Here is a 23,937-nt window from a genome sequence, read left to right as displayed (position 1 = left end):
TGTTCCATAACTTTAATTGTTTGATAATCATAAAGTTACAAATAATAAATCAACTAACCTACTGATATTCAATATATTAACACCTTGTATAAGATTGTTTTTCAATTAAATTTAAACAGCTTCTTAGATATAATATTTCGTTGACCTACTCCTTTATGAGGGCTGCAAGTTTGGAGCTCAGTTACTCAGATGAAAAACATCCCATTGTAGAGATGATCAGCCAACAAGGAAGCAACCACTATCTGTCTCGCAACAATTTGGACAAGAGTCGCTATTTCAGAGTTGTTGCAGGATTGCCGATACCCATCATCAACAATCGAGATATAGGCATAAATTGGTTTGTCACCACTTACTTTGCCTTTCATCGACAGTTTGACAAAGGGATTGTCAACAATAATCATATAAACATGGTATTTAATGCCTATTATCTGATGCACAGCCAAAATCTAAACCTTCCAAAGAGTTGGAATATCTTGGCTCAAGTGACTTATTACAGTCCATTATATATGGGGGTATATAAAACTACAAAGCCCCAATGGTGGATCGATCTGACTGTAAGTAAAAGGGTTGCTCATTGGAAATTTGCTCTTTCCGGACGAGACCTCCTAAATAGTAATATTGCTGAAGGGCAAGTAGTAGGCTTACCTACAGAGATGCGCTTCAAAAAGAACTGGCACAAGCCATCCGTAACTCTTTCCATCTCCCTATTTATAGGTAATGACAAGTTAAAAAGAACAAGAAAAATGAGTACATCGGAAAGTGCCAAAAGAATTGTATCAACAGCTGACGAAAGCATTTCTTTTGATAAAAAATAAGAAGGCAAATGCAACATCATTGTGTAAAGGGTACATAGAAAAACCGTATGTACATTGTTTGAAAATTAATGAGACTCTTTCAGCCTATTGTATTGGCTGTTTGATGTATTTCCTTTATATCAAGATCTCAAAAATTGCATATAAAATGCAGTATATCTACCTTTGAATGAGTTGTACATTGAGAGCTAAAATGGCTGTATGTTGATCTCACGATAGCAGAAGACTTTGACGTATGTAGCCAAAGCAATCATGTGTACATCACATTCAAAGAATAGATTATTTAGACAAACCCTTTCACATAGAAGCGAAAATATGGTTGAAATAAACAAAGCAAAAGACTCCCAACGCATAGAAGAATTAAGACAACAAATCAGACATCACGAATACTTATACTACGTGCTATCACAGCCGGAGATTAGTGATATGGATTATGATGCACTGATGAAAGAGTTAGAAAAGTTGGAAGCTCGCAATCCGGATCTTATTACGAAAGACTCCCCCACGCAACGAGTGGGAGCCGACAAATCGGAGGGATTTGAAGAGATTGAGCATCGCTACCCCATGCTTTCGCTGAGCAACACATACAATTATGATGAGGTTGGGGAGTTTTACAACCGGGTCAAGTCATCTCTACAAGAGGATTTCTTGATTACGGCCGAACTCAAATTTGATGGACTGTCGCTCTCATTGATATATAAAGACGGCATCTTGGATAAAGCCGTAACACGAGGTGACGGGCGATTTGGCGATGATGTGACAGCCAATGTCCGCACAATCAAATCGATTCCACTTAAGTTGAGAGGGTCAGACTACCCTTCCGATTTGGAGGTTAGAGGTGAATGTCTACTTCCTTTTGCCTCATTTGATCGAATAAATGAAGAAAGAGTCAAAAACAACGAACAGCCCTTTGCCAATCCGCGCAATGCTGCAAGTGGCACACTCAAGCAGCTTGATCCAAGCATCGTAGCTGCGAGAAACCTTGATGCCTATTTCTATTATCTCCCCGGCGACCTTCAAATGAGTGACAGCCATTATGAAAGGCTTCAAACATGTAAGAAATGGGGGATCAAGGTAAGCGGAGCTATCAAACAATGTAAGACACTCGAGGAGGTTTATGACTTTTTGACCTACTGGGATATCAAAAGAAAAGATTTACCCGTAGCTACAGACGGGGCTGTACTAAAAGTTGACTCCATTCGACAACAAGAAAAACTCGGTTATACAGCCAAAAGCCCACGCTGGGCTATTGCCTACAAATATCAAGCTGAGAGAGCTCGCACAAAACTTCTTAGCGTGGAATATCAAGTGGGTAGAACAGGAGCTATCACTCCTGTGGCAAACTTGGATCCCGTCCTAATAAGTGGCACTGTCGTCAAAAGAGCTTCGTTGCACAATGCGGATATCATCCGTGAGCTCGGTCTCCATTCCGGAGATTATGTATATGTCGAAAAGGGGGGTGAGATCATACCTAAGATTGTAGGTATAGATACTGAGATGAGAGATCTGGAAGGTGCTCCAATAGAATTTATTAAGAATTGTCCCGACTGTGGCACACCCTTGGTCCGAGAAGCAGGAGAGGCGGCATACTATTGCCCCAATGCCAATGGATGCCCCACTCAACAAAGAGGGAAGATAGAGCATTATTGCTCGAGAAAAGCTGCAGACATCAATATAGGACCGGAAACAATCGATCGTCTTTGCACCTTGGGATTGGTACACAACATTGCAGATTTGTACAAACTTCAGCCGGAAGATCTGTTACTATTGCCCGGGTTTGCCGAAAAGGCAGCTGAGAAGCTGGTTAAAAGCATCGCTCAGTCCAAAGAACGTCCACTTCATGCACTCATCTTTGGTCTTGGGATTCGTTATGTCGGTGAAACTGTCTCGAAGAGTTTGGCAAAGTATGCCAAAAAGATTGAACACTTGGAGAACTATAGTCTCGAGCAACTTAAAAGTATTCCGGATGTTGGCGATGTGATTGCCCAATCTGTAGTAGATTATTTCAAAAGTGATGTAAACAAGTCTATCATTGATGAACTAATCAAACTTGGAGTTGCACTTAATCCGGAAGAAGATGAAGAGCAGCAAATCGAACCGCAACAACAGCCTCTAAAGGGGCAGACTGTCGTTATTAGCGGGGTCTTTAGTCATCATTCAAGAGATGAGTATAAAGATATTCTCGACAAATTGGGAGCAAAAGCCTCTTCTTCTATATCGTCCAAAACTGCTTTTATTTTGATGGGAGAAAACATGGGACCTTCAAAAAAAGAGAAGGCAGACAAGCTGGGTATTTATCTTATGAATGAAGAGGAGTTTATCAAAAAGTATTTGGATAAGTAACCTAAATACTCTTAAACATATAAAAAACATTCTTGGTCAAAGCCTCTGCCACACAACAGACTACAGCCTCATAATATTTGGCAGTACGGCTCTTATTGAGCTTAAGCAGTCTCCCCTCCGGAAATGTAAAAAGATCTTGTCTGTTTTCTGCCAACAGACTAAGATCCGGTTCTTTCCACTTCAGTGACAACGGAAGATCTACATGGCTCTCAAAATCACATAGTTTAGGAATATTCAACTCATCTTTTTGTGACAACAATAGCGTCGGAAGTAAAATGGAAGCAACCTTCTCCAAAGAAGTGTCCGGCAACAAACCATTGCGATTTTCGTCCACGACCTGGAATAGGGCTGCTACTTTTGCTACCAAATCATGATCCTTTAAGATCTGTACAATAAGTTTTTTGAAGCATTCAATGTCTTGTTGAGAAGTTATCTCGGGGTGATTTGTTTGTAAGATACTAAGCAGACTTTGGGGTGTAATCCCATATCGTTTTTGCTGATAGTAAATATTACATTGCCTTGAAGGGCTGAGCAAAGATTGATTAAAAAGGGCATCAGCTATGGCTTGCCTTACACACTTGGCAATCATTTCACCCAAAACAGAATGCTTACCCGCATTGGTAAGTCTGTTTGGTGAATTTTCGTCACATACAATCACAACCCCATCTGTACCGGTACCTGTAGCCAGACCTTCGGAATAAGAACCGGAAACCATCAAATCCTGCAATATGGAGGTCTTGGCTTCAGTAGCCATTACCAAAGCCCTTGCCATCGTACCATCATCCAAGTTGCCGTTGATAAAGATGAAGAGATTGATTGTGCCGGCAGGAGGCATCAAATCCTGCTCATCAAGTTCGTTCCAAGCTGCCGGATCACCGGCTCTTCCCGCATTCACATCCAATCCGGCTGTCGCAAAGACCTCAACAGTAAGTGTTTTGAGTGTAAGTCTTGAATAAGATGTATTTTCTATCCTCGCAGCTGTCGAAAGGCCGGTAACAAATCTTGGATCAACCCCTATTCGCTGAGCAATCTCTGAATAGTAGCCCAAAATGCTAAAGTTGTCCATATTGGCAGGCTCCTTATGTTTGACCCAATAGGTGTTGGAACAACTATGATTAAACACGGCCTTCAAATCTCGTCTTATTCCTCCATTGAGATTACAGGTGGACAAAGTCTTGTGAGGAGCTTCAAAATAAAAGGTCATAGCATAATCATCTCTCCTTATGGAGTCATCTAAAATCGTCTTATCGGGTAAAAGCATAATAGTTAGAAGTTCGGTTGGACAAAGGGTGTACCTCCTGATTTACACCAAGAAGCACACCCTTAATATCTATCTCAAAGACATTGGCTTAGAGCCATACCGACCATATCAACAGTCGATAGGCGCAACTCATTTATAACTTATCCAATGCCACATTTCCTTCAAAGAGGGCTTTTTGCCGTACATCAAGATACCAACACGATATATCTTGGCAGCAATCCAGGTCACGAGGACAAATGTTGCAAACAAAATCGCCACACTCAATATCTCTTGCCATATTGGCACATCATAAGGCAAACGGACCATCATCACAACAGGAGAGGTAAATGGTATCATAGAAGACCAAAAGGCCAATGGACCCTCGGGATTATCTTTTGAACCTAAAGCGGCATAAAAAGAGAACAGCATTATCACCGATACCGGAATCATAAACTGATTGGTGTCTTCATCATTCGACACAGCAGCACCGATAGCAGCAAAAAGAGATGCATAAAGAAGATACCCACCAATGAAGTAAAGCATAAACATAGATAAGATTTCTCCAAAGTTGATACTCGCAATACTGCTCATAATGTCTTGCATCTGGTTAAGATTTTCGGCAGACATACCCGAAGAAAGCATACCTCCCTGCATCTGAGACATTTGCATATTGGCTATGGTAGCCGAATCATAAATACCTCCAAGAGTCAAAAACTGCATACCAAAGATCAGTCCGGCACTCAAGACAATCCAAAGGACAATCTGAAGTAAGCCAACCAAACCAATACCGATGATCTTACCCATCATAAGATCAAAAGGCTTGACAGAGCAAACCATCACCTCCATGATACGGCTCTTCTTCTCCTCCAAAACACCACTCAATACCATGGCTCCATACATCATGATAAAAAGATAACTCACAAATGTAAGGACAAGCCCCAGCACACCGGCTATATCGCCACTTGTTCGCTCCAATTCGCCCTTATCATTCCACTTAAAAGTCCTTGGATTGACATGAACCTCTGCACGCTGCATTATTTCATCCAAATTGTTGATATTATACAACTTAAGACGTTCATTTGTGAGATAGGAAGATAAAGTTGTATTGACATATTCTTGAAGCTTTGTAGGCATCTGCTTAAAAGAATAAATATTAACACGGTCGGGAGCAACTGTCAGCGAATCACCCACCAAGATCGGACCACTGATGTCTACTACAGCCTCCACTTCACAATCTTTGCTACCCTCCGAGCGATAAGCCGAAGCAGGTTTGTCAGCCGCTATAAAATGAAAGTCATCCGTATCCTTCAGAAGGGGCAAATATTTGCCGGTAGCATCAATCACAGCTACGGTCTTTATCTCACTACTGCTAAACTTAGCCAAGAATATAGGCAGGGTTATGATACCGATAAACAATATAGGCATCAAAATAGTCATCACAAGAAAACTCTTCTTGCGTACCCTGATACCAAACTCTCGACCTATAATAATGCCAATCTTACTTTTCATTGTTGACGTCCTCCTTTACGGTTTGGATAAATATATCATTCATTGAAGGAAGCTCCTCCTCAAATTTCATCAAAGAAACCTCTTCGGGAAGCATGGTTATAATATCTCGGTTAGTAACATTTTCGCTACGTTTGATTCGCAACATATGTTTATCACCCTTATGTTTATGATCAAGAATATCAAGTCCCTGTAAGAACGAGTCAGGAAGAGTTTCGGCCCCTTCGAGAGATAAAGAAAGAATGCCTTGACGATAACGACGTTTAATCTCATCCACATTACCATTGAGCACGACACGAGATTTATTGATCAATGCTATGTCGTCACAAACCTCTTCTACTGACTGCATGTTATGAGTGGAAAAGATTACTGTACGCCCCTTGTCTCGTAGCTCCAAAATTTCACGTTTAAGTAAATCGGCATTTACAGGGTCAAATCCACTAAAAGGTTCGTCAAAAATCAAAAGGTCCGGCTCGTGGATCACCGTTGAAACAAATTGGATCTTCTGCTGCATACCTTTAGACAGTTCCTCTACCTTCTTGTTCCACCAAGGCATGATATCAAACTTTTCGAACCACTCACTCAAACGCTTGGTGGCAGTAGCCTTGTCTATTCCCTTTAGTCGAGCAAGATATATCGCCTGCTCGCCAACTTTCATTTTACGATACAACCCTCTTTCTTCAGGAAGATATCCAATACGGGAAATATCTCGATCTGACAGTGGGTGCCCATCAAAAAGAACTTCGCCTTTATCCGGAGCAGTAATTCTGTTGATGATACGAATCAGGGAGGACTTACCGGCTCCATTAGGACCCAGCAGACCAAAAACCTTTCCTCTCTCGACACTTATACTCACATCATTCAATGCAACATGATTGGCATAAGCCTTATGCACATGGTTAGCTTCTAAAAATATCATAGATATATATTATGAAGACTCATTAGAGTCACTGATTAATTCATTATAATTAGGAATATGATTCAACACTGATACTCGATTGTCATCATAATTCATTCCAAAAGCCATATGAGTCAGGCCATTGCTCAAAACAATGACCGGTACACGACACTCCAGGTTATAACGAAGAGCTTGATTTACAGTTGCCTTCGTAAGAGCAACCTGAGGTGCTTTGTACTCCAAAAGCATCACCGGCTGTAGACTTTTGTCATATACAATAGTATCACATCGCTTCTTAACATTACCCACCTCAATCTCAACTTCATTGGCTATGAGCCCCGAAGGATATTCCAGATGATTGACCAAATAGCAGACAAAGTGCTGACGAACCCACTCTTCAGGAGTAAGTTTGACATAACGGCGTCTCGTAAAATCAAACACATCCTCCCCATAACCATCCTCTCTTGGCCTGAGAGTTAGGGTACATGGTGGTAATTGAAGCGGGATGCAATTGATATTTTGGGGCATATACAGTACCTTTAATGGTAGAAAGGACGACTTGACACCCATAATTAAAAATGACTCAAAAAGACTAAACTCACTTCAAAGAGCAAGCTTTTATGAATCTATTGTTCAATCATCGTACCTTTGAATCTGAAAGATGTACATTTGCTATCGTATGAGCCGAATGATATGCCATCTTCGGACAACAATAGAGTTATGACATATTCCTGAACAAAAGTATAATTTTATGCGTACAAAACAAGAAATAGTAGAGAATTGGCTGCCGAGATATACAGGTCGCAAATTAGAGGATTTCGACGACTATATCTTAATCACCAACTTCGCTGCATATATGGAGCTGTTTGCTCAAAAATATAAGCTGAAATATGAGCCGCAAGGTTACCCGATGAGTACTCTTTCTGCCGATGGAATGACCTTAATAAACTTTGGAATGGGTAGCCCTAATGCTGCCACAATGATGGATTTGCTCTCTGCCATTCAACCCAAAGCAGTTATCTTCTTAGGCAAATGTGGAGGACTTAAGTCAATCAATGAGGTTGGAGACTATCTCTTACCTATCGCCGCTATCAGGGGGGAAGGGACAGGTGACGACTACTTGATACACGACATTCCTTCACTACCCTCTTTCTCTGTGTTGAAGGCAATATCAACAGCCATATCGGATCGGCACAAAGACTATTGGACCGGCACGGTATATACAACCAATAGAAGAGTCTGGGAGCATGACGATCGTTTTAGAGCTTTTCTCAAATCAACCCATGCCACAGGTATAGACATGGAGACTGCCACTCTTTTTACAGTTGGTTTTGCAAACAAGATTCCGGTTGGTGCCCTTTTGATGATTTCCGATATGCCTATGCAACCGGAAGGGGTCAAGACAGAGGAAAGCGACAAATATGTTACCCAACATTTTGCTTTCGAACATCTTTGCATGGGCATTGAAGCACTCAACATCCTTCGCAGCGACTCTTCCACAATCAAGCATATCAAATTTAGCTGGTAACATTATCTATGGCTCTCAATTACGATACGATTATTCAGGAGATAAAAAATAAAAAAACTCGAAGATTCTATTTGTTGGCAGGTGATGAACCCTACTACATAGACAAGTTGGTCAATCTGTTCGAAAACAACCTCGTGGCAGAAGAGAATCGAGACTTCGATCAAATTGTTACCTATGGCTCCAATGATGTCAAAGCAAGAGATGTTATATCCGATTCGATGAGACTGCCCATGATTGGACAAATCATGCTGATCGTCATCAAAGAAGCTCAACAAATATCCGATCTTGACAAGCTGGCTCCCTATCTTGAATCCATACCGGAGACTTCTACCCTTGTCATTGCTACCAAAAAGAAAGCAGACAAAAGAAAAGTCCTATTCAAAAAAGCAATCGAGCTCGATGCACTTTTCGAATCAAACCGTATACAAGATTATAAGCTTCCCGATATGATCCAGATGCTTGTAACCGGCAAAAGTGGCATCATAGACCCCCAATCAGCCAGTATGCTTGCCGAGTTCCTTGGCAATGATCTTGAAAAAATAGATCGCGAAATTGACAAGTTGATGATTATTCTCAAGCAGAATGGTAATTTGCGATTACAGATTACACCGGAGCTAATCGAAAAGCATATAGGGATAAGTAAGGAATACAATGGTTTTGAGTTCCTTAATGCAGTGACCCGAAGGGACCGCGAAAAAGCCTATCGCATTGCTATACAGTTTGGCAAAAACGAAAAGAACTACCCTATCCAACCGATTTTGGCCATCCTTTTCAACTTCTTTTCTCTTCTAATGTGTGCTTGCTATTCTCCCGACAAGTCTGAAGCGGGCCTAATGAAAGCACTCGAACTCAGAAATAGATTTCAGGCAAGGGATTATGCCAACGCATTAAGGATATATTCTCCGATGAAAGTATATGAGATCATTAGATATCTTCGAATAGTGGATGCAATGTCAAAGGGGGTAGATACCGGAAGCGCCATCAGCAACAAAGAGTTACTATTTCAGCTTCTAAACAAAATCTTCAACTAATAGACCAACATCTTTCAGCATTATGTATTACCATTCATTTGTAGCAAGAAGATTATTTAGAAATAGCAAAGGCTTAGGAGATGGCAAATCTGCATTATCTCCCATTGTAAGAATATCAGTCATAGGTGTGGCCCTTTGCATTGCTGTAATGCTGATTGCAGTAGCCATCACGCTGGGCTTTAAAGAACAAGCATCCACATACACACGAGCATTGACCGGAGATATCGCCCTAAGCCGCTATACAAACAATCCGAGCGAAAAATCACTTCCCATAGAAGTTCCGACACAAATCCTAAGCGAAATACGAAAGACCCCGGGGGTAATATCCGCTACGCCCATAGGTTTGACAGCGGGTATCGTAAAGCAAGATTCTTCTTTTGCGAGTATGACTGTCATGGGGGTAGACACTATGGCTGATCTAACGCTCTTCAATTCGCTCATCATCGAAGGTGCTTCGATCAAACAGTTTCCAGATGACAACAATGCAGCAATGATCACCCAAGAGGTAGCTTCCAAACTCAATCTTGAGATTGGTGACAAAACGAAGCTATACATCGTTGATAATGGATCGATCAAAGTAAGGCCTATCATCATCAAAGGGATTTATGCTTCGACCAAGAGTACAGATCCATGCATTATCAAACTTGACCTATTGCAAAGAATGCTGGCATGGGATAAGAATGAAATATCTTATGTCAAGATTATGATTGACAATAAGCTAAGTACAAATAGCATCAGAGAGCAACTGACAAGGGAGCTAATCGAATCTCCATTTCTTCCCAAAGAATACAAGTTGGGATTAAGCACCACTCAAGAGATGAATCCGGAAATGTATGAATGGCTGGACATGATAGACTCGAACATCTATCTACTACTCATACTCATGGCGCTGGTAGCCGGATTTACAATGATCTCAGGATTGGTCATACTTGTTTTGGACAAGGTAAATCTGATAGCTGTTTTCAAGGCTATGGGTGCAACAAACAGAAGTATTCGACTAATATTTCTAAGACTATCCACACTGTTAATCCTGAAAGGTATCGCTTGGGGCAATTTGATTGCATTCTCCTTATGTTGTATTCAAAAGTATTTCAAAGTCATCAAGTTGGATCGCGAAATATATTTTATGGACTATGCTCCGATATCATTTAATCTATGGATATGGGGTCTCGTCAACATTGCAGCCATCATAGTCATTATTATCATGCTCTTAGGACCAACGAAAATGATATCCCGCATCTCTCCTGCCAAAACAATGCGTTTCGAATAAAGCATATTCATTACGTTTTGAAATCGTCGACAGAGATTTTCCATTGAGAACATATATGAGGTGCCATTCTCACAACTTTACAAACAAATAAGATAACTTCACGAAAAAGATAAGATACAAGGTGCCGTTATTGCTTTCTGATCTATGAACATAGCAGGATATGACTCAGCAATTAGAGACTTACGCGATCTGATAAAGGATCCCAAGACACTTCTTAATCTTCAAATCTATTTTGCTGCAACCCTCGAATAGTCCAAAACTTTTTTGTGATTTAGTCAATTCTATAATGATATTCTGCAAGATAATTTGCATATTTGTTAAACCATAGTCAAATGGATGACTGTTGTTTCGAAATGAATTGTCACAACAAAATGATGTCGAATATGGGAAGATGAATTGATATAAAACAGGAATAACGAGACAATGAAGCTGTTTGGACTTATCTTAAAGCCGTTCGAAAGAGATTTTCAGTTTGAGTTTATAAGGAGGTCTCAACTGATAAATCTTTCATTTTCAACAATCTCCAAACAAAATACAAACATCATATGTTTCATCATAGCAACTATATCCCCCTTTTATCAACTTAAAAACAGGAATGATTATGAACACAATTAGCAACATATCTAATCAACCCAATATACTTCTTGTCGGTGCGGCAACAAGATTGGGACAAGCAATCCTAAAAAGACTTGTAGAAACAAACTGGTCAGGTAAGATCGTCGTTTATGACAATAAAACAGGACGCAACATGTCCTTATTTGATAAGTATAGAGAACATATTACTACATACTATGGAAATATTAGTCAAGATGCAGACAACCTGACCTCAGCTCTCAAAGAGATTGATTTTGTCATTGACTTGCATCATTTTCCGAGAGCAAAAGCATTTAAGAAACTCCAACTTGCTGAGGAAATCAATGTAGATGGAACTCAAAATCTGGTCACAGCAATAGAAAAAGTTGACAACAATCCCCTACTGCTTTACGTATCATCAGACTCTGTTTATGGAGATAGACTTTCGGCTCCAATGATTTCGGTAACAGATCCCGTAGGACCATCCCTTGGAGATTATGATGCCATAACAAGGATTCAGGCAGAAAAGGTTATCCGTGGCACTTCGACTGAATGGATTATATACAGACCCGGACTAACGCTATACCCGGGCAACTCTCTCGGCGGTGCCGAGCTCTTTAGGACACCTCTAAGTACCAGATTAGAAATGATTTACTACGAAGATCTTGTTTCTGCTATCTTAAACGCATACGAGCAACGAAACAGCCTTTGGAATCACACTTATAACGTTGGCGGAGGTGAAGAGTGCAGAATCATTTATGGAGACTTTCTGAAAAGGTATTTTGCAATATTGGGCATGGACCAAGTTGAGATACCATCGCATTGCTTTGCAGAAAGAAATAGTATTGGAGGATATTTTGCAGACTCAGACGAATTGAACAATATCCTAAAGTTCAGGAAACACACTTTGGAGCAATTCTTCGAAGAGATGAAGAAATCCAGAACACTTATCAAAAAGGTAGGATCAAAACTATTTGGATCTATCAGAGGGAAAAATCTCTTCTCACAGTCAGAACCTCTCAAAGCTTACAAAACCGGAGAGAAAAAGAAGATGAAGTATTTTTTCTAACCTATCACAATGAAGTTAAAAGATCAACTCAAAAAAGCCTGGAGATTTACCATACATCGTAGGGGGCATCATGTACACTCACCTTTTGTATTTAAGTTTATCACAACTTACATAGAAGAGAGGGCCCCCTACTACTCTTTTATAAAGCTTCGGGCCGAATACCAAAATCATAAAAAGGAATCGGCATGGACCAAACGAGAGTTGGAGCTTATCTTTCGAATGACCGATCGTATGCCGATCGAAAAGGTTTGCATCCTTGAAAATCAGTCTCCAATTACCGAACAATACATTAAACAGGCAAAGGGAAACAGGCCTCTTACCATTTCTTATCTAAATGAGAAGGTGGATAATCATGATCTTATCCTAATCGAAAAAGCAGATCACAACACAACCCAAACTTTTGTGCAAAAGATTATCAACTCTCAACAAGGCAACGAGACTATTATGCTCAATCTGAAAGATGAGAAGGTCAAAGAGATATGGAAACAGATCATAGGAAACCCGGGCATATCGGTATCCATAGATATGGTGACTTCAGGCATAGCTTTTACCAACAAGAAATTACATAAAAGACATTATAAAGCATTTATTTAGAGAGGGCTGATAGCTGCAATATACTTAACTTGCATTGTCTTGAGAACTCTTACATGCATCAAAAATCTGTCTCATAATATTATCAAAATGGATATAATTCTTTTCGAAAAGTTTGTCTTATCACACTCTTAGGTTTAATCTTAGATCAACGAAGCAATTTACTTTACTGCAATAGCATCTTTAAGGTAAATGATATGTCTTTGTGAATGAGATTTATTTTCAGTATCTTGGCCACTCATAAAAGAATTTAAAACCATGATGATAAGCATATTACTTACTATCTTTTTGATAACCATTTCTCTTGGAGAAACACTCCTCCAAGAGAGAAAGATATGTCTTGTCAAAGAGGAGCAAACCAACAATACCTCAAGTCTTAGTTACAATCTCAAAAATACTCTTTCTTTGTGCGCTGTGAAGTTCATACTAAGAGGCTTTCATTTGTTAAATACTATTATCTTGACTGGTAATCAAAAAGCTGCTCAAACAACACTCTTTCAATCCCAAATCCTTAAATTCGAGGGTTAGGGTTACCTGACATTCCTAACGACTTTGCCCGTTTTTATAGTACGAAACGGGCTTTTTTATGCGTTATTTTAACAAATAAGCTCGCGCGAGAAGCAATCTATTCTCGCGCGACTTTAGATCCGTTCTCGCGCGACCTTGATATGCGAAGTCGCGCTACTTCAGGTGCAACCTCGCGCGAGTTTACTTTCAATGTCGCGCGAGAATGGATTGCAAGTCGCGCGACCTTCCCCAAAAGGCCGCCTAAATGCTATTTTTAAGTCGCTAAAATATTAATCACTAAAGCCTTATATATAATTTAACATATATAGATACCTATTTATATACATTCACCGTCCATTTTACAAGAAATATGGCCTTTTGGAGGTCAATATTAAGGTGTTTTTTATGCAAAAGTGACCTTAATATATTTACATTCCTTAATTAATATATTCGATTTTATCTCCTATATCAAAGTATATATTTGAGACTATTACCATTCAACTTAAACCTTTTTAGATGAAAAGAAAAGGTTTAGAAAATGTCCTCAAACCCACGAAAAGTCTTTTCAACTCATTCAAAACAGTCTCTTAATCGACAATAGATTCTCAATAATTTCTAATTACTTTATAGTACCTTTGATACAAATATTGAGTACAGGTTTTGCAACTTGAGATATAATTACAAATCATCTGTCATCAAGCAAAATCAATATACTGAAACAGAATAGATGAAATAAAAGAAATGATCATATCACACGATACACACGCAATACCACATCTCAATTGAAATATGCTAAGAGTAACATCTAAATTTAATCAATAGAAATAGTATGACTAAGAAAAGTTTATTGTACACCGGTGGCGGCGACAAAGGAACTACCAGCCTGGTGGGAGGAGAAAGAGTACCTAAATTTCATCCAAGAATAGAAGCTTACGGCACCATTGACGAACTCAACTCTTTTATTGGCTTGCTATGCTCAGAGCAACTACTAAAAGAAGATTACGAATTTCTTTTTTGGATCCAGCACAAGCTGTTTACAATCGGATCATATTTAGCTACAAATCAAGAGAATACTGAACTAAGAATCGAGAGTCGCATTTTCCCGGAAACAATCGAAAAGATCGAACACGAGATTGATCGACTCGATGGAGCTGTTCCTAAGATGAAAGCATTTGTTTTGCCAGGCGGAGGAAGACAGGCCTCAATAGCCCACATTTGCCGTACCATTGCCAGAAGGGCAGAAAGACATATGTGTAGAATGAATGCAGAGGGAGCTTCTGTAGAAGAACCGGTAATGAAATTCGTAAATAGATTAAGTGACTATTTCTTCTCTTTGGCAAGAAAAGAAGAGTTCAGAATCAAAGGTTACGAAACAACATGGAATAAAGATATAGACTAATAGATTTATACTTACTACGCAATATCTCTTAAAAAGAAATTAGATCAATGAAGTTGTTTTGAGCTAACCTTCGTTTATAATCTTGTCAAATTACAAATACGTGATGGATGCTAAAACGAAGATTAGTCAAAATAACTTCATATTTTTCTATAGACAATTGTTTATAGAGCAACAACGAAACAAAAACTGATGTATATTTGCGCCCTATTTAGAAATAAATATGATTAGATTTATACACTAATTTTTATAAAAATACTGATTTATTCAAAAAAATGATAACTTTGTCTCGTAGAATAGCACCTCAAAGAGCAATTCCATAAGTTTTGCTTAAGGGTGAAGAAAGAACAAAAGTTATTATTAACAGAGTAATTAACCATTACAAAATTAAAGGAGAACTGAAATGAAGAAAATCATTGCTTTTGCAGGTATAGCTCTTTCATTAGTAGCTTGTGGCGGAAATAAGACAAATAATGATGCAGCACAAGACAGTGCCAGAATTGCCGACAGTATAGCAAATGTACAGATGCAGGATTCTAGAACATTGGCTTCTGTTGTAGGTACATATCAAGATACCATTGCCGCTGCAGATGGCAGTATGCTTGTCACACTCAAACTAAATGAAGATAAAACTTGGACAATGAATACCAAGTACTTCACACCCAAAGAAGTTGCCGATGATAATGAAAACGGCATGTTCAAAATTTCCGGTGATACAATTACATTGGATAGACCTGATGGTATGAACGTATTCGTAACAGCAACTGCAGAAGGGAAGAAAAAACTACGAGCTCTGAATGCAGACAAGCAACTTCCGGAACAACCTGAAATGTACGAACTCACAATCATTGAAGAGGTACCGGCACAAAATCCGGATTCAGAAAAGAAGAACTAAGGAAAAATATCAAGAGCTGTTTGGACTAAATCAAAATGTAAGAGCAAGAAGTTGCAACCGAATATCATTAAAGGGCCCTCTCAATCCGAATAGACCGCAAATAGGTCCCTATAGTTTTGAAATACGGCATTATAGCAACTCTCAGACCTCCTGCATACAAAATCAAAACAGTCTCTAACAAAGTTGTAAATTTAACCTCAGAAAAAGAGGCAAGCACCAATTAATCCGGCGCTTGCCTCTTTTTTCATTTGCTCTTTAATCTGTTTATTATTTTATGACTGAAGACTTTGTTTTGGAGGTTTTGTATTCTCCCTTTCCCAATCTTATTTGGCTTGCTCCCGTGGCAGATACTTTTCCATATCTTACAATTAGATTAGTCAATCTTAACAACGACGCTCCACTGGCTGAAGCCGCCACATAGTTTGCCACTCCATTGATCATTACACTGGATGCTCCGGACACATCCAAACTCAATTGGTCAGATTTATTGGTCATATTAAATGATGAGCAACCCGAAACATCCACAGCTGTGCTATTACTTTCTACTGCCACCATTTTCATTGCAGATGCTCCCGACACCTCTATACTTAAGTAATCTGACCTCAGATTAAGATTAGAGATCACACTTGCTCCGGACAAATCTATCCGCATCTTATTTGCTTCAAAAACATTAGCATGTTCGAGTCCTTTTACGACAGATGCCCCAGATACGTTTATGCAATTCAAAGATGGAGTTGTCACATACAATTGCAACCTCTCTTTTTTCCTGTAAGATACTTCTCCTTTTAGGCTGAGACTTAATGTTCCATTGTTATTTCTCACCCGTATTTTATCCATCACGGATGAAGAGCCTACCGCAGTCAATCTATATTCCCTACCCTTGCTCACTATCACATTCAAGGCTGAACTAACTCTCAACGTTTCAAAAGGTTCGAGTAAATACTCCTTTTTGACCGTACTGCCTTTGTTTGATTTGTAACTTTCCTTGACAACATCGTAGTTGTGATCACAATAAACGACATGTCCTTCGGAAGAGGCTGACCCCAAGGGGATTGTGCAACCCATCATAACGAAGATGAAGACAAAGAATCCCAATGGTAAAATGTAAAATCTTTTCATATTGTTATATGTTTTAGAGTAAGAGAGCACATACTTTCCATGTTTATCCTACAAGCTATTATCAAAAAGCTTCTGACAGAGTGGAGATCAAAACAACTTTTTTAGAGAAAAGCGTAAAATATGCTCTACTTTATTAATAGACGAATAAAGATATACTTTTCTATCATTTTACAATTAAAATAATGCCCTTCAATATCAGATTCATCACCTGATTCAATTTGCTATCTTTGTGCATAACAATGTTCAGCTCGAATATATCGTTAGAATGAGAATGCGACTGTTAGGGAATTGCGTATAAATCATTCCCGACGAAAGGTCTAATGAGAATTCAGGGACAGGGTATGGACATATATTTTAATAATATGTAAACTTATATAAGACATGAATAAAAAAGCTATTGTGACCATTGGACTGGCACTTATGAGTAGTCAACTAATGATATGTTCACCTCTTCATGCACAAGAAATTGTTCCTCTTCCCCAATATAAGACCGGCAAGCAAGACTCTCTTTTCTACGGAGCTGTCAATGACAAATTTATGGATCAAGACTCCACAAGTCTCGATAAGCTCATCAAAGCACACCATCTCAATCCTAACAATCCTCAAATCAACTACCTTTTAGCAACGTCTTATGGTCAATTGATGATTGAGCCGGGAAATGCTCAAAAGAGCACATATTACTTATCTCTCAGCAAAGATCATATCAAAAAGGCTCTTGAAGTTGAGCCCAACAACAAAGAATTCAATGACTTCTACTATCGACTACTTACATTGGGCGAATCGGATGAAAATGAACTTCATAAAGTGGTAAGAAGGCTCTACAATCTGGAGCCTGACAATATCCAATATGCTCTTTATGCTGCATTGTCATATTTGCAAGAAGGCACAAAAGAATCGGCCTCCAAGGCTTTGAATATCTGCCGATCCATTATAAATAAAGGTAACAATCCAGAGCAAGCACAACAAGTTCTCTCCTCCTTTGTTTCTTCGGACCCTAATTACAAATTCAAAAAACAATGTCTTGAACTGGCAGAATATATCAGGAATAAATATCCCAACAATAAAGTTTTATTCCGGTATTATCTATATGCTTTCTTACACTATCAAGATACAAAAACGGCTCAGAGAGAGCTAAATAAAGAATACAAGGGTCGTACCAAAGATTATGACTATTACTATTCTTCCGGGCTTATTTACCTAACAGATAAAGATTTCAAGAAGCTAAACAAGACTCTTACTAACCTCATTGAGGCTAAAGATGTTGCAATAAATGAGAAGTATAATCTTATAGAAAGCATTCTTTTTGCCGATCAAATTCCGGCCGAACTTCGAGATGACATCACAAACAAACTGTTTAAGGCTTACCCCACAGACACCGATGTTTTGAAATATTACGTCAGCTATTTGTTGGACAAGGGCGACAGCCGCAAGGCTTACAATCTCCTTGACAAAGTTGTGACAGATGCTCCCGAAGAGCAAAAAAGAGACTATTACTCATTAATGATAGATGCAGCAGAAAGCATAAACAGTTCGGAAGATGTAAAGAAGATCTGTAGAAAAGCTCTCGAAGAATTTCCTGGATATGGCTTTTTCTATTTCAAATATGCTTTGATCCAAGCACAAGAAAATCAGTTTAAGGATGCTTTGACAACCATATTGGAAGGTATTAAGGGGTATGATCCATCTCAAGAGATCGAAGATGAAAACAATCTGGCACTGCTCTATTCTCTTGCCGGTGATTTGTATTCCGATCTCAACAACCCCACAGAGGCCGAAAAATACTATCAATTGGCCTATGAAAACGGATCAGATGATGCCGGATTTCTCAATAATTATGCCTACTTCTTGGCGCAACATGACAGAAACTTAGATCAAGCACTCGAGATGATTCAAGAGGCTGTCAACCAAGATAATACAAGTGATGCCAATATGCTTGACACCGAAGGATATATCCTACTAAAGTTGAAGAAATACACGCAGGCTGCAGATGTTCTTAAGACAGCAATTAAGAGTTCGCAAGAGCCAAACACCACACTACTGAGCCACTTGGCCCAAGCCCTTGAAGCTACTCAAGACAGCATAGGTGCAATAAAAGTTTGGGCTGATGTTCTCAAAAAGCTTTCTGATGTAGTTGACAAAGAGAGTATAGATCTCAAACTCAAAGCTCTGAATAAACTGTCCCCTCAAATTTTGCAAAAACTTATAAGTGAACATCCGAATAATTCAGAATTATATACGATCTATGCCAACACCATTCTTATGAACCAGGATGGTCTTTCTACTGACACCATCGAATCAAAAATGGACGAATGCATTGAGCTTCTTGAGAAGGCTTATCAAATTAACAGAGAGGATACACAAAACACCCTTCTGTTGATGGGAGTATATCTTAGAACCAAACGTTTCGGTGATGCCAAACAACTTCTCGAAAAGGAAGAAAAACGTCATCCCGAATTAAATACAATTTGGCAAGCATTAAACATAAATATCAATCTTCAAGAGAACAAAATAGACCAAGCAGTTGAACTATTCCTAAGCTATGTGAAATCAAAAAAGAGTTTGAGCTCTTCTGATATTGACATGCTCAACAATCTTACGAATTACATTCTGCAGAGTAAGGATTATGATAAGTTAGAACAATTTTCAGACGCTTTGATCAAAATCGTCCCGGGAGATCTTAGCATAAAGCAAGGGTACTTCACCGCCTTAATTAACCTCAATCGTTTGGATAAGGCACAAGAGCTACTCAACCTATGGGCCAAAGACCACAAAGAAAAGACCACTGTTTTTTATTCGAATCAAATAGCTTTGGCCATTGCAAAAGGTGATCAAAAAAAGGCGACAGCCCTCTTTAAGAAGTTTGTCAAACAAAAAGGTGTGACAAGCCAGGATACCCTTGGTTTTATTTCTTACATAAGCAACAACCTTCAAGGGCATGAGAATAACAAGGAGCTTTATGTTGATTTGACAAAGATTTATCATGAAGCATTTCCAAACGATTTCCTGGCATACTCGGTTTATGCCAACAGTGTTCTTCTGAATAATTACGATCAGGGCATTGACCTCTTAAAAGAGGGGTGCAAGCTATTTGACCTTCCCAATACCCGTTATCTTTATATGGATCTAATGAGTGCGTATATGCAGAACAACAAAATCGAAGACTTCAATGCTTTGTACGACGAACTGATCAAAGAAAAGATCTATATTCCTCAAGCATTCCTTATAAAAGCGAGTACCCTATTCCAAAATAGGGAGCTTTCACAAGCCGAAAAGGTATTACAAAAAGGTATTAGCTCTTGCTCAAACGACAAAAACAGCTCACCATCCAATATAAGTCAGATGTATGGTTTTTTAGGTGATCTGTATCAATCCGAAAAGCAAAATGATAAGGCTCTTCAAATGTATGAGAAAGCTTTTGAGACTGACCGGACAAACATTGCTCTATTCAACAACTATGCATACTATTTGGCATTGGCTGACAAAGACCTTGAGTTTGCACTTCAACTGATTATGACCGCCAATAGTCAAACTCAATACAGCGATCCAAACATGTTGGATACAGAGGCATATATCCTATACAAACTTGGTCGATACAATACGGCTAAAGAGATCCAACAAAAAGCCATCGACATGTCACAATTACCCACTGCCACTCTATTTGACCATATGGGAGATATAGAAAAGGCATTAAACAACACCGAAGCGGCTTTGGACAATTGGCAAAAGGCCCTTACAAAAGCCGATGAATCCCAAAAGGAAGGTATCAAAAACAAAATAGATCATACAAAAAATACGAAGTAATAGACCACATTTCATTCGGACGGTTGCCTCAAGCGACTACCGGCAAAAAAGATGTTTCTATTGCTCAATAAATTAGAAACAGATTCTAAATCCATTACCTTTGCAAAAAAGTAAGCAATGAGAATCAAGACTACCCTAATATATATTGGAAGCGTGCTACTCTTAGCTGCATCAATTACCGGTTGTGCAACTCGCAAGACAGCTAAGGAGCCGCATATGGCAACTTCTGAACTCAGTATTTCAGAGCTCACCAGCCGAATTGTCGAATACAACCCGACAGAAAAGCAGATTCGCTGCTCCATGTCTGCTACTATCAAACCCAATTCGCTCAATCTATCAAGTCGGATAGATATGGCTATAGCTCAAGGAGAGGCGATCAGACTTGTAGCAACGCCGTTTCCACTTTTCGAAGCCGGACGAATGTGGCTCAATAAAGAGGGTGTAACCGCAAATATCTCAGCTGCTCGCAAAAGGACAGAAATCAGTTGGCAAGAGCTGTCCTCCTTGATTCATATCGGGCTCACGTATGAAGTTTGCGAAGCAATTATGGAGGCAAAAGTTTTTACCTCCTTTGCTAAAGGACAAACGAGACTCTCGCTTAAGAATTGCAAAATTCAAAATCACAATGGAACGACGGAGATTTCATTCAATGAATATGGACTCAATATCCTATTTGGTATCAACAAATTTGGAAGACCCGATTATCTTATTGTCAAACAATTAGGACAATCCGAGTCGACTTATGCCCGAATAGATTATAAAGACTACCGAACATCCGAAGTGGGGTTAATGCCAATGCTTATCACAGGCACCTTCTTCGATGGCAACAAATCAGAGCCAATCTTCATTTTAGACATCTCAAAGTGGAGGAAGGGAACACTTTCTCATAGTGACTTTTCGCCCAAAGTCAAGGAGAGCTATCGCGTTGTATCCCCTCAAAAACTATTCGAAATCATTAAAAACCAATGAGAAAACTATATATCCTCTTTACGATCATCTTTGCTTTAGCCGTTGGTGCAAATGCCCAAACCAAAAGTAAGAAGGTACAAAACCTCGAAAGACAAAGGCAAGAAGTGCTCAAATCGCTCAAAAAAACAGAGCAGCAACTCTTGTCTACTCAAAATAAGACCAAGGATGTCAAAAAGAAGATCAACCTTCTCAAGCAGCAAGTTTCACAAAGAAAAGAACTTATCGATCTCATCACAAAAGAGATCAATACACTGCAAGACGAAGCTAATGTTTTGGTCGCTAAGATTGATAAGCTGACAACGGAAGAAAAGGAAAAGATGCTTGCTTACGCAAAGACTGTCAAGGCAATGCAAAAAAGACAATCCTCCATCGACAGATTGCTTTTTTTACTTTCAGCCAACAGTTTTGATGAGGGAACACGAAGGATTGTATACATGGGTAGCTATGCAAGGGCACACAAAAAGGCCGCACAAGAGCTAAGTCAATTGAGAGATGAGCTCAGCAGTCAAAAAGTGGCTCTTGAGAATACCAAAAAGACAAAACAAAAGTCTGTTCAAAGCAAGGAGCAAGAGAGTAAGAAACTCCTGGCAGAAGAGGCTCAACTAAAGAAAGAGGCAGACAAACTGGGTCTACAAGCCAAAGATCTTCAGAAACAAGCTACAGATCAACGCAAAAAGGCCAACCAACTTTCAAAAGAAATACAGAAGCAGATTGCTTACGAGATAGCTGAAGCTGAACGCAAAGCCAGAGAGGCTCAAGCTCGTGCAGAGGCGGCAAGAAAAGCCGGCAAGAAGGTAGACAAAAAAGACATTCGTAAAGCAGAAACAAAAGGTGGATATGCCATGAATGAAGAGGAGCGCAGTGTCAGCAAATCATTCTCTCGCAAGCAAGGCAGGATGATGAAACCATGCAACGCTCCCGGATATATCGATGTCCCTTATGGTAAATCTCAGGATAAGATCAATTCGCATATCACAAGAGAAAACGGAGGTGTAGATATTGCCACATCTGCCGGAGCTTGTGCCGTCGCAGTTATGGACGGGGTTGTATCCAAAATATTTGTAAGTTCAGACTACAACAAAACGATTATCTTACGTCATGGCAATTACCTAACAGTCTATGCCAACCTTAGTAGCGTCAATGTTTCGCAAGGATCAAAGGTAAAGACAGGTCAAATACTCGGAAAAATCAGTACTAATAATAATAAGACCATTCTTCACTTCGAAGTATGGAAAGAAAGAAGCAGACAAAATCCTCTATCATGGATCAATATGTAGCAACGATTGGCACCTTTGATGGTGTACACAAAGGACATAAGTATTTAATTGAAAAAATAAAGAAGGCAGCTCAGCAAGAGAGTTTATCCTCTTGTGTAGTTACATTCGATCGACCTCCCATCTTAGTGATAAGGCCGGACAAAGCGCCTCCATTTCTCAATACAACCAAAGAGAAGATTTCCAGGATAGAAAAAACCGGCATTGATAAGGTTGAAGTATTAAATTTTGATCTTCAAATGGCCCAACTCACAGCAAAAGAGTTTATAGAAAAGATATTGGCCGAGCGACTCCATGTCAAACACCTTATCATAGGTTATGACCACAGATTTGGACATAATAGAGAAGAGGGATTTGAGGAGTACAAAGCTTATGGAGCAGCTGTTGGAATGCAAGTGGATATGTTTACAGAATTTGTACTAAGCGAAGATGAAGTAAGCAGTACTACCATCCGTCAATACTTAGAACAGGGAAAACTTAGCTTGGCCAACAATATGTTGGGATATCCATATTCAATTACCGGAGAAGTTGTCAACGGATTCAGAAACGGAAGACTGCTGGGCTATCCAACTGCAAACATCAAGCCCAACGATCCACATAAACTAATCCCCAAAGAAGGTGTATATGCAGTCAAAGTTCATATAGAAGAAAAAACATATAACGGAATGCTGTACATAGGAAGAAGACCAACCTTCGACAATGGACCGGAAATATCCATCGAGGTCAATATATTCAACCTAAACGAAGATCTGTATGGACAAAATATCACAATAGAATTTATAGCCTACACACGTGGAGATATAAAATTTGAAAACTTAGAGGCTCTGCAAAATCAACTTCAAAACGACGCAGAAACATGTAAGAAGATCTTGGCTTAAACACGATAATTTATAGATATATTCATACAACAAAGACTAAAAGGGTTTCGAACAATACACTGTTTGAGACCCTTTTTTTAGTATATAATCCAATAAAAGACACCTTATTCGATACTGTCCCAAAAAAGTGTGTAAGACCCAAGACTGTTATCTTTGAAAAAATAAAATAAAACAGTAAAACAGTATGGATCTTACACAAGCACAAATTAAAGAAATTATTTCGAATTGTCTGTCAGG

Annotated in this window: 19 protein-coding genes; 14 read left to right on the top strand and 5 right to left on the bottom strand. The window is 39.2% G+C overall.

The features are described 5' to 3' along the window. Positions 1–140 precede the first annotated feature (140 nt). Both ACFO3G_RS08005 and ligA read left to right on the top strand, forming a co-directional pair. Positions 141–815 (top strand): outer membrane beta-barrel protein, encoded by a 675-nt coding sequence (locus tag ACFO3G_RS08005; protein WP_380079699.1) that lies wholly within the window; start codon positions 141–143, stop codon positions 813–815. 312 nt (positions 816–1,127) lie between these two features. Then, positions 1,128–3,155 (top strand): NAD-dependent DNA ligase LigA, encoded by a 2,028-nt coding sequence (gene ligA / locus ACFO3G_RS08000; protein WP_380079697.1) that lies wholly within the window; start codon positions 1,128–1,130, stop codon positions 3,153–3,155. Position 3,156: 1 nt separating this feature from the next. Here the strand turns inward: ligA and ACFO3G_RS07995 are convergent, their stop codons facing one another. The 4 genes from ACFO3G_RS07995 to ACFO3G_RS07980 all read right to left on the bottom strand — a co-directional run bounded on the left by ACFO3G_RS07995 (position 3,157) and on the right by ACFO3G_RS07980 (position 7,327). Continuing rightward, positions 3,157–4,416: an adenosylcobinamide amidohydrolase gene (locus ACFO3G_RS07995; RefSeq protein WP_380079695.1), complete on the bottom strand. Its 1,260-nt coding sequence runs from the start codon at positions 4,414–4,416 to the stop codon at positions 3,157–3,159. Between the two features lie 129 nt (positions 4,417–4,545). Beyond that, positions 4,546–5,904, bottom strand: coding sequence for an ABC transporter permease (locus ACFO3G_RS07990; protein ID WP_380079693.1), 1,359 nt, complete (start codon positions 5,902–5,904; stop codon positions 4,546–4,548). Continuing rightward, on the bottom strand, positions 5,894–6,820 hold the full coding sequence (locus ACFO3G_RS07985; RefSeq protein WP_380079691.1) for an ABC transporter ATP-binding protein: 927 nt from the start codon (positions 6,818–6,820) through the stop codon (positions 5,894–5,896). The genes ACFO3G_RS07990 and ACFO3G_RS07985 overlap by 11 nt, the downstream gene beginning before the upstream one ends. A 9-nt stretch (positions 6,821–6,829) precedes the next feature. Beyond that, a complete protein-coding gene (locus tag ACFO3G_RS07980) occupies positions 6,830–7,327 on the bottom strand; it encodes a type I restriction enzyme HsdR N-terminal domain-containing protein (protein ID WP_380079689.1) in 498 nt (165 codons plus the stop codon). 223 nt (positions 7,328–7,550) lie between these two features. Here ACFO3G_RS07980 and ACFO3G_RS07975 point away from each other — a divergent pair, with 223 nt between their 5' ends. The 8 genes from ACFO3G_RS07975 (at position 7,551) to ACFO3G_RS07940 (ending at position 15,659) form a co-directional block, all read left to right on the top strand. Next, entirely contained in the window at positions 7,551–8,327 is a 777-nt protein-coding gene (locus tag ACFO3G_RS07975; protein WP_380079687.1) for an AMP nucleosidase, read from the top strand. Between the two features lie 8 nt (positions 8,328–8,335). Continuing rightward, positions 8,336–9,358, top strand: coding sequence for a DNA polymerase III subunit delta (gene holA / locus ACFO3G_RS07970; protein ID WP_380079685.1), 1,023 nt, complete (start codon positions 8,336–8,338; stop codon positions 9,356–9,358). 22 nt (positions 9,359–9,380) lie between these two features. Beyond that, positions 9,381–10,628, top strand: a complete 1,248-nt coding sequence (locus ACFO3G_RS07965; RefSeq protein ID WP_380079683.1) for an ABC transporter permease — start codon at positions 9,381–9,383, stop codon at positions 10,626–10,628. Between the two features lie 601 nt (positions 10,629–11,229). After that, a complete protein-coding gene (locus tag ACFO3G_RS07960) occupies positions 11,230–12,270 on the top strand; it encodes an NAD-dependent epimerase/dehydratase family protein (protein ID WP_380079681.1) in 1,041 nt (346 codons plus the stop codon). A 9-nt stretch (positions 12,271–12,279) separates the two neighbouring features. Continuing rightward, a complete protein-coding gene (locus ACFO3G_RS07955) occupies positions 12,280–12,864 on the top strand; it encodes a hypothetical protein (protein ID WP_380079679.1) in 585 nt (194 codons plus the stop codon). Positions 12,865–13,119: 255 nt separating this feature from the next. Further along, the gene (locus tag ACFO3G_RS07950; RefSeq protein ID WP_380079677.1) at positions 13,120–13,389 is read left to right on the top strand and encodes a hypothetical protein; all 270 of its coding nucleotides are present in this window, start codon (positions 13,120–13,122) and stop codon (positions 13,387–13,389) included. Positions 13,390–14,197: 808 nt separating this feature from the next. Next, positions 14,198–14,767, top strand: a complete 570-nt coding sequence (locus ACFO3G_RS07945; protein ID WP_380079675.1) for a cob(I)yrinic acid a,c-diamide adenosyltransferase — start codon at positions 14,198–14,200, stop codon at positions 14,765–14,767. A gap of 400 nt (positions 14,768–15,167) precedes the next feature. Continuing rightward, a complete protein-coding gene (locus tag ACFO3G_RS07940) occupies positions 15,168–15,659 on the top strand; it encodes a copper resistance protein NlpE N-terminal domain-containing protein (protein ID WP_380079673.1) in 492 nt (163 codons plus the stop codon). A gap of 267 nt (positions 15,660–15,926) precedes the next feature. On the opposite strand, the gene ACFO3G_RS07935 is transcribed toward ACFO3G_RS07940, so the two are convergent. Then, on the bottom strand, positions 15,927–16,778 hold the full coding sequence (locus ACFO3G_RS07935; RefSeq protein ID WP_380079671.1) for a GIN domain-containing protein: 852 nt from the start codon (positions 16,776–16,778) through the stop codon (positions 15,927–15,929). 381 nt (positions 16,779–17,159) lie between these two features. Here ACFO3G_RS07935 and ACFO3G_RS07930 point away from each other — a divergent pair, with 381 nt between their 5' ends. The 4 genes from ACFO3G_RS07930 to ACFO3G_RS07915 all read left to right on the top strand — a co-directional run bounded on the left by ACFO3G_RS07930 (position 17,160) and on the right by ACFO3G_RS07915 (position 23,700). Next, positions 17,160–20,579, top strand: coding sequence for a tetratricopeptide repeat protein (locus tag ACFO3G_RS07930; RefSeq protein WP_380079669.1), 3,420 nt, complete (start codon positions 17,160–17,162; stop codon positions 20,577–20,579). A gap of 117 nt (positions 20,580–20,696) precedes the next feature. Then, on the top strand, positions 20,697–21,548 hold the full coding sequence (gene lolB1 / locus ACFO3G_RS07925) for a lipoprotein insertase outer membrane protein LolB1 (protein ID WP_380079667.1): 852 nt from the start codon (positions 20,697–20,699) through the stop codon (positions 21,546–21,548). Further along, on the top strand, positions 21,545–22,825 hold the full coding sequence (locus ACFO3G_RS07920) for a murein hydrolase activator EnvC family protein (protein ID WP_380079665.1): 1,281 nt from the start codon (positions 21,545–21,547) through the stop codon (positions 22,823–22,825). The genes lolB1 and ACFO3G_RS07920 overlap by 4 nt, the downstream gene beginning before the upstream one ends. Further along, positions 22,777–23,700, top strand: a complete 924-nt coding sequence (locus tag ACFO3G_RS07915) for a bifunctional riboflavin kinase/FAD synthetase (protein WP_380079663.1) — start codon at positions 22,777–22,779, stop codon at positions 23,698–23,700. The genes ACFO3G_RS07920 and ACFO3G_RS07915 overlap by 49 nt, the downstream gene beginning before the upstream one ends. The last annotated feature ends 237 nt before the right edge of the window (positions 23,701–23,937 follow it).

It is taken from the genome of Falsiporphyromonas endometrii, from assembly GCF_042654485.1.
Taxonomy (GTDB): domain Bacteria; phylum Bacteroidota; class Bacteroidia; order Bacteroidales; family Porphyromonadaceae; genus Porphyromonas; species Porphyromonas endometrii.
Note: the sequence above shows the minus strand (reverse complement) of the source record. Positions and strands in the feature narration are given on the sequence as shown.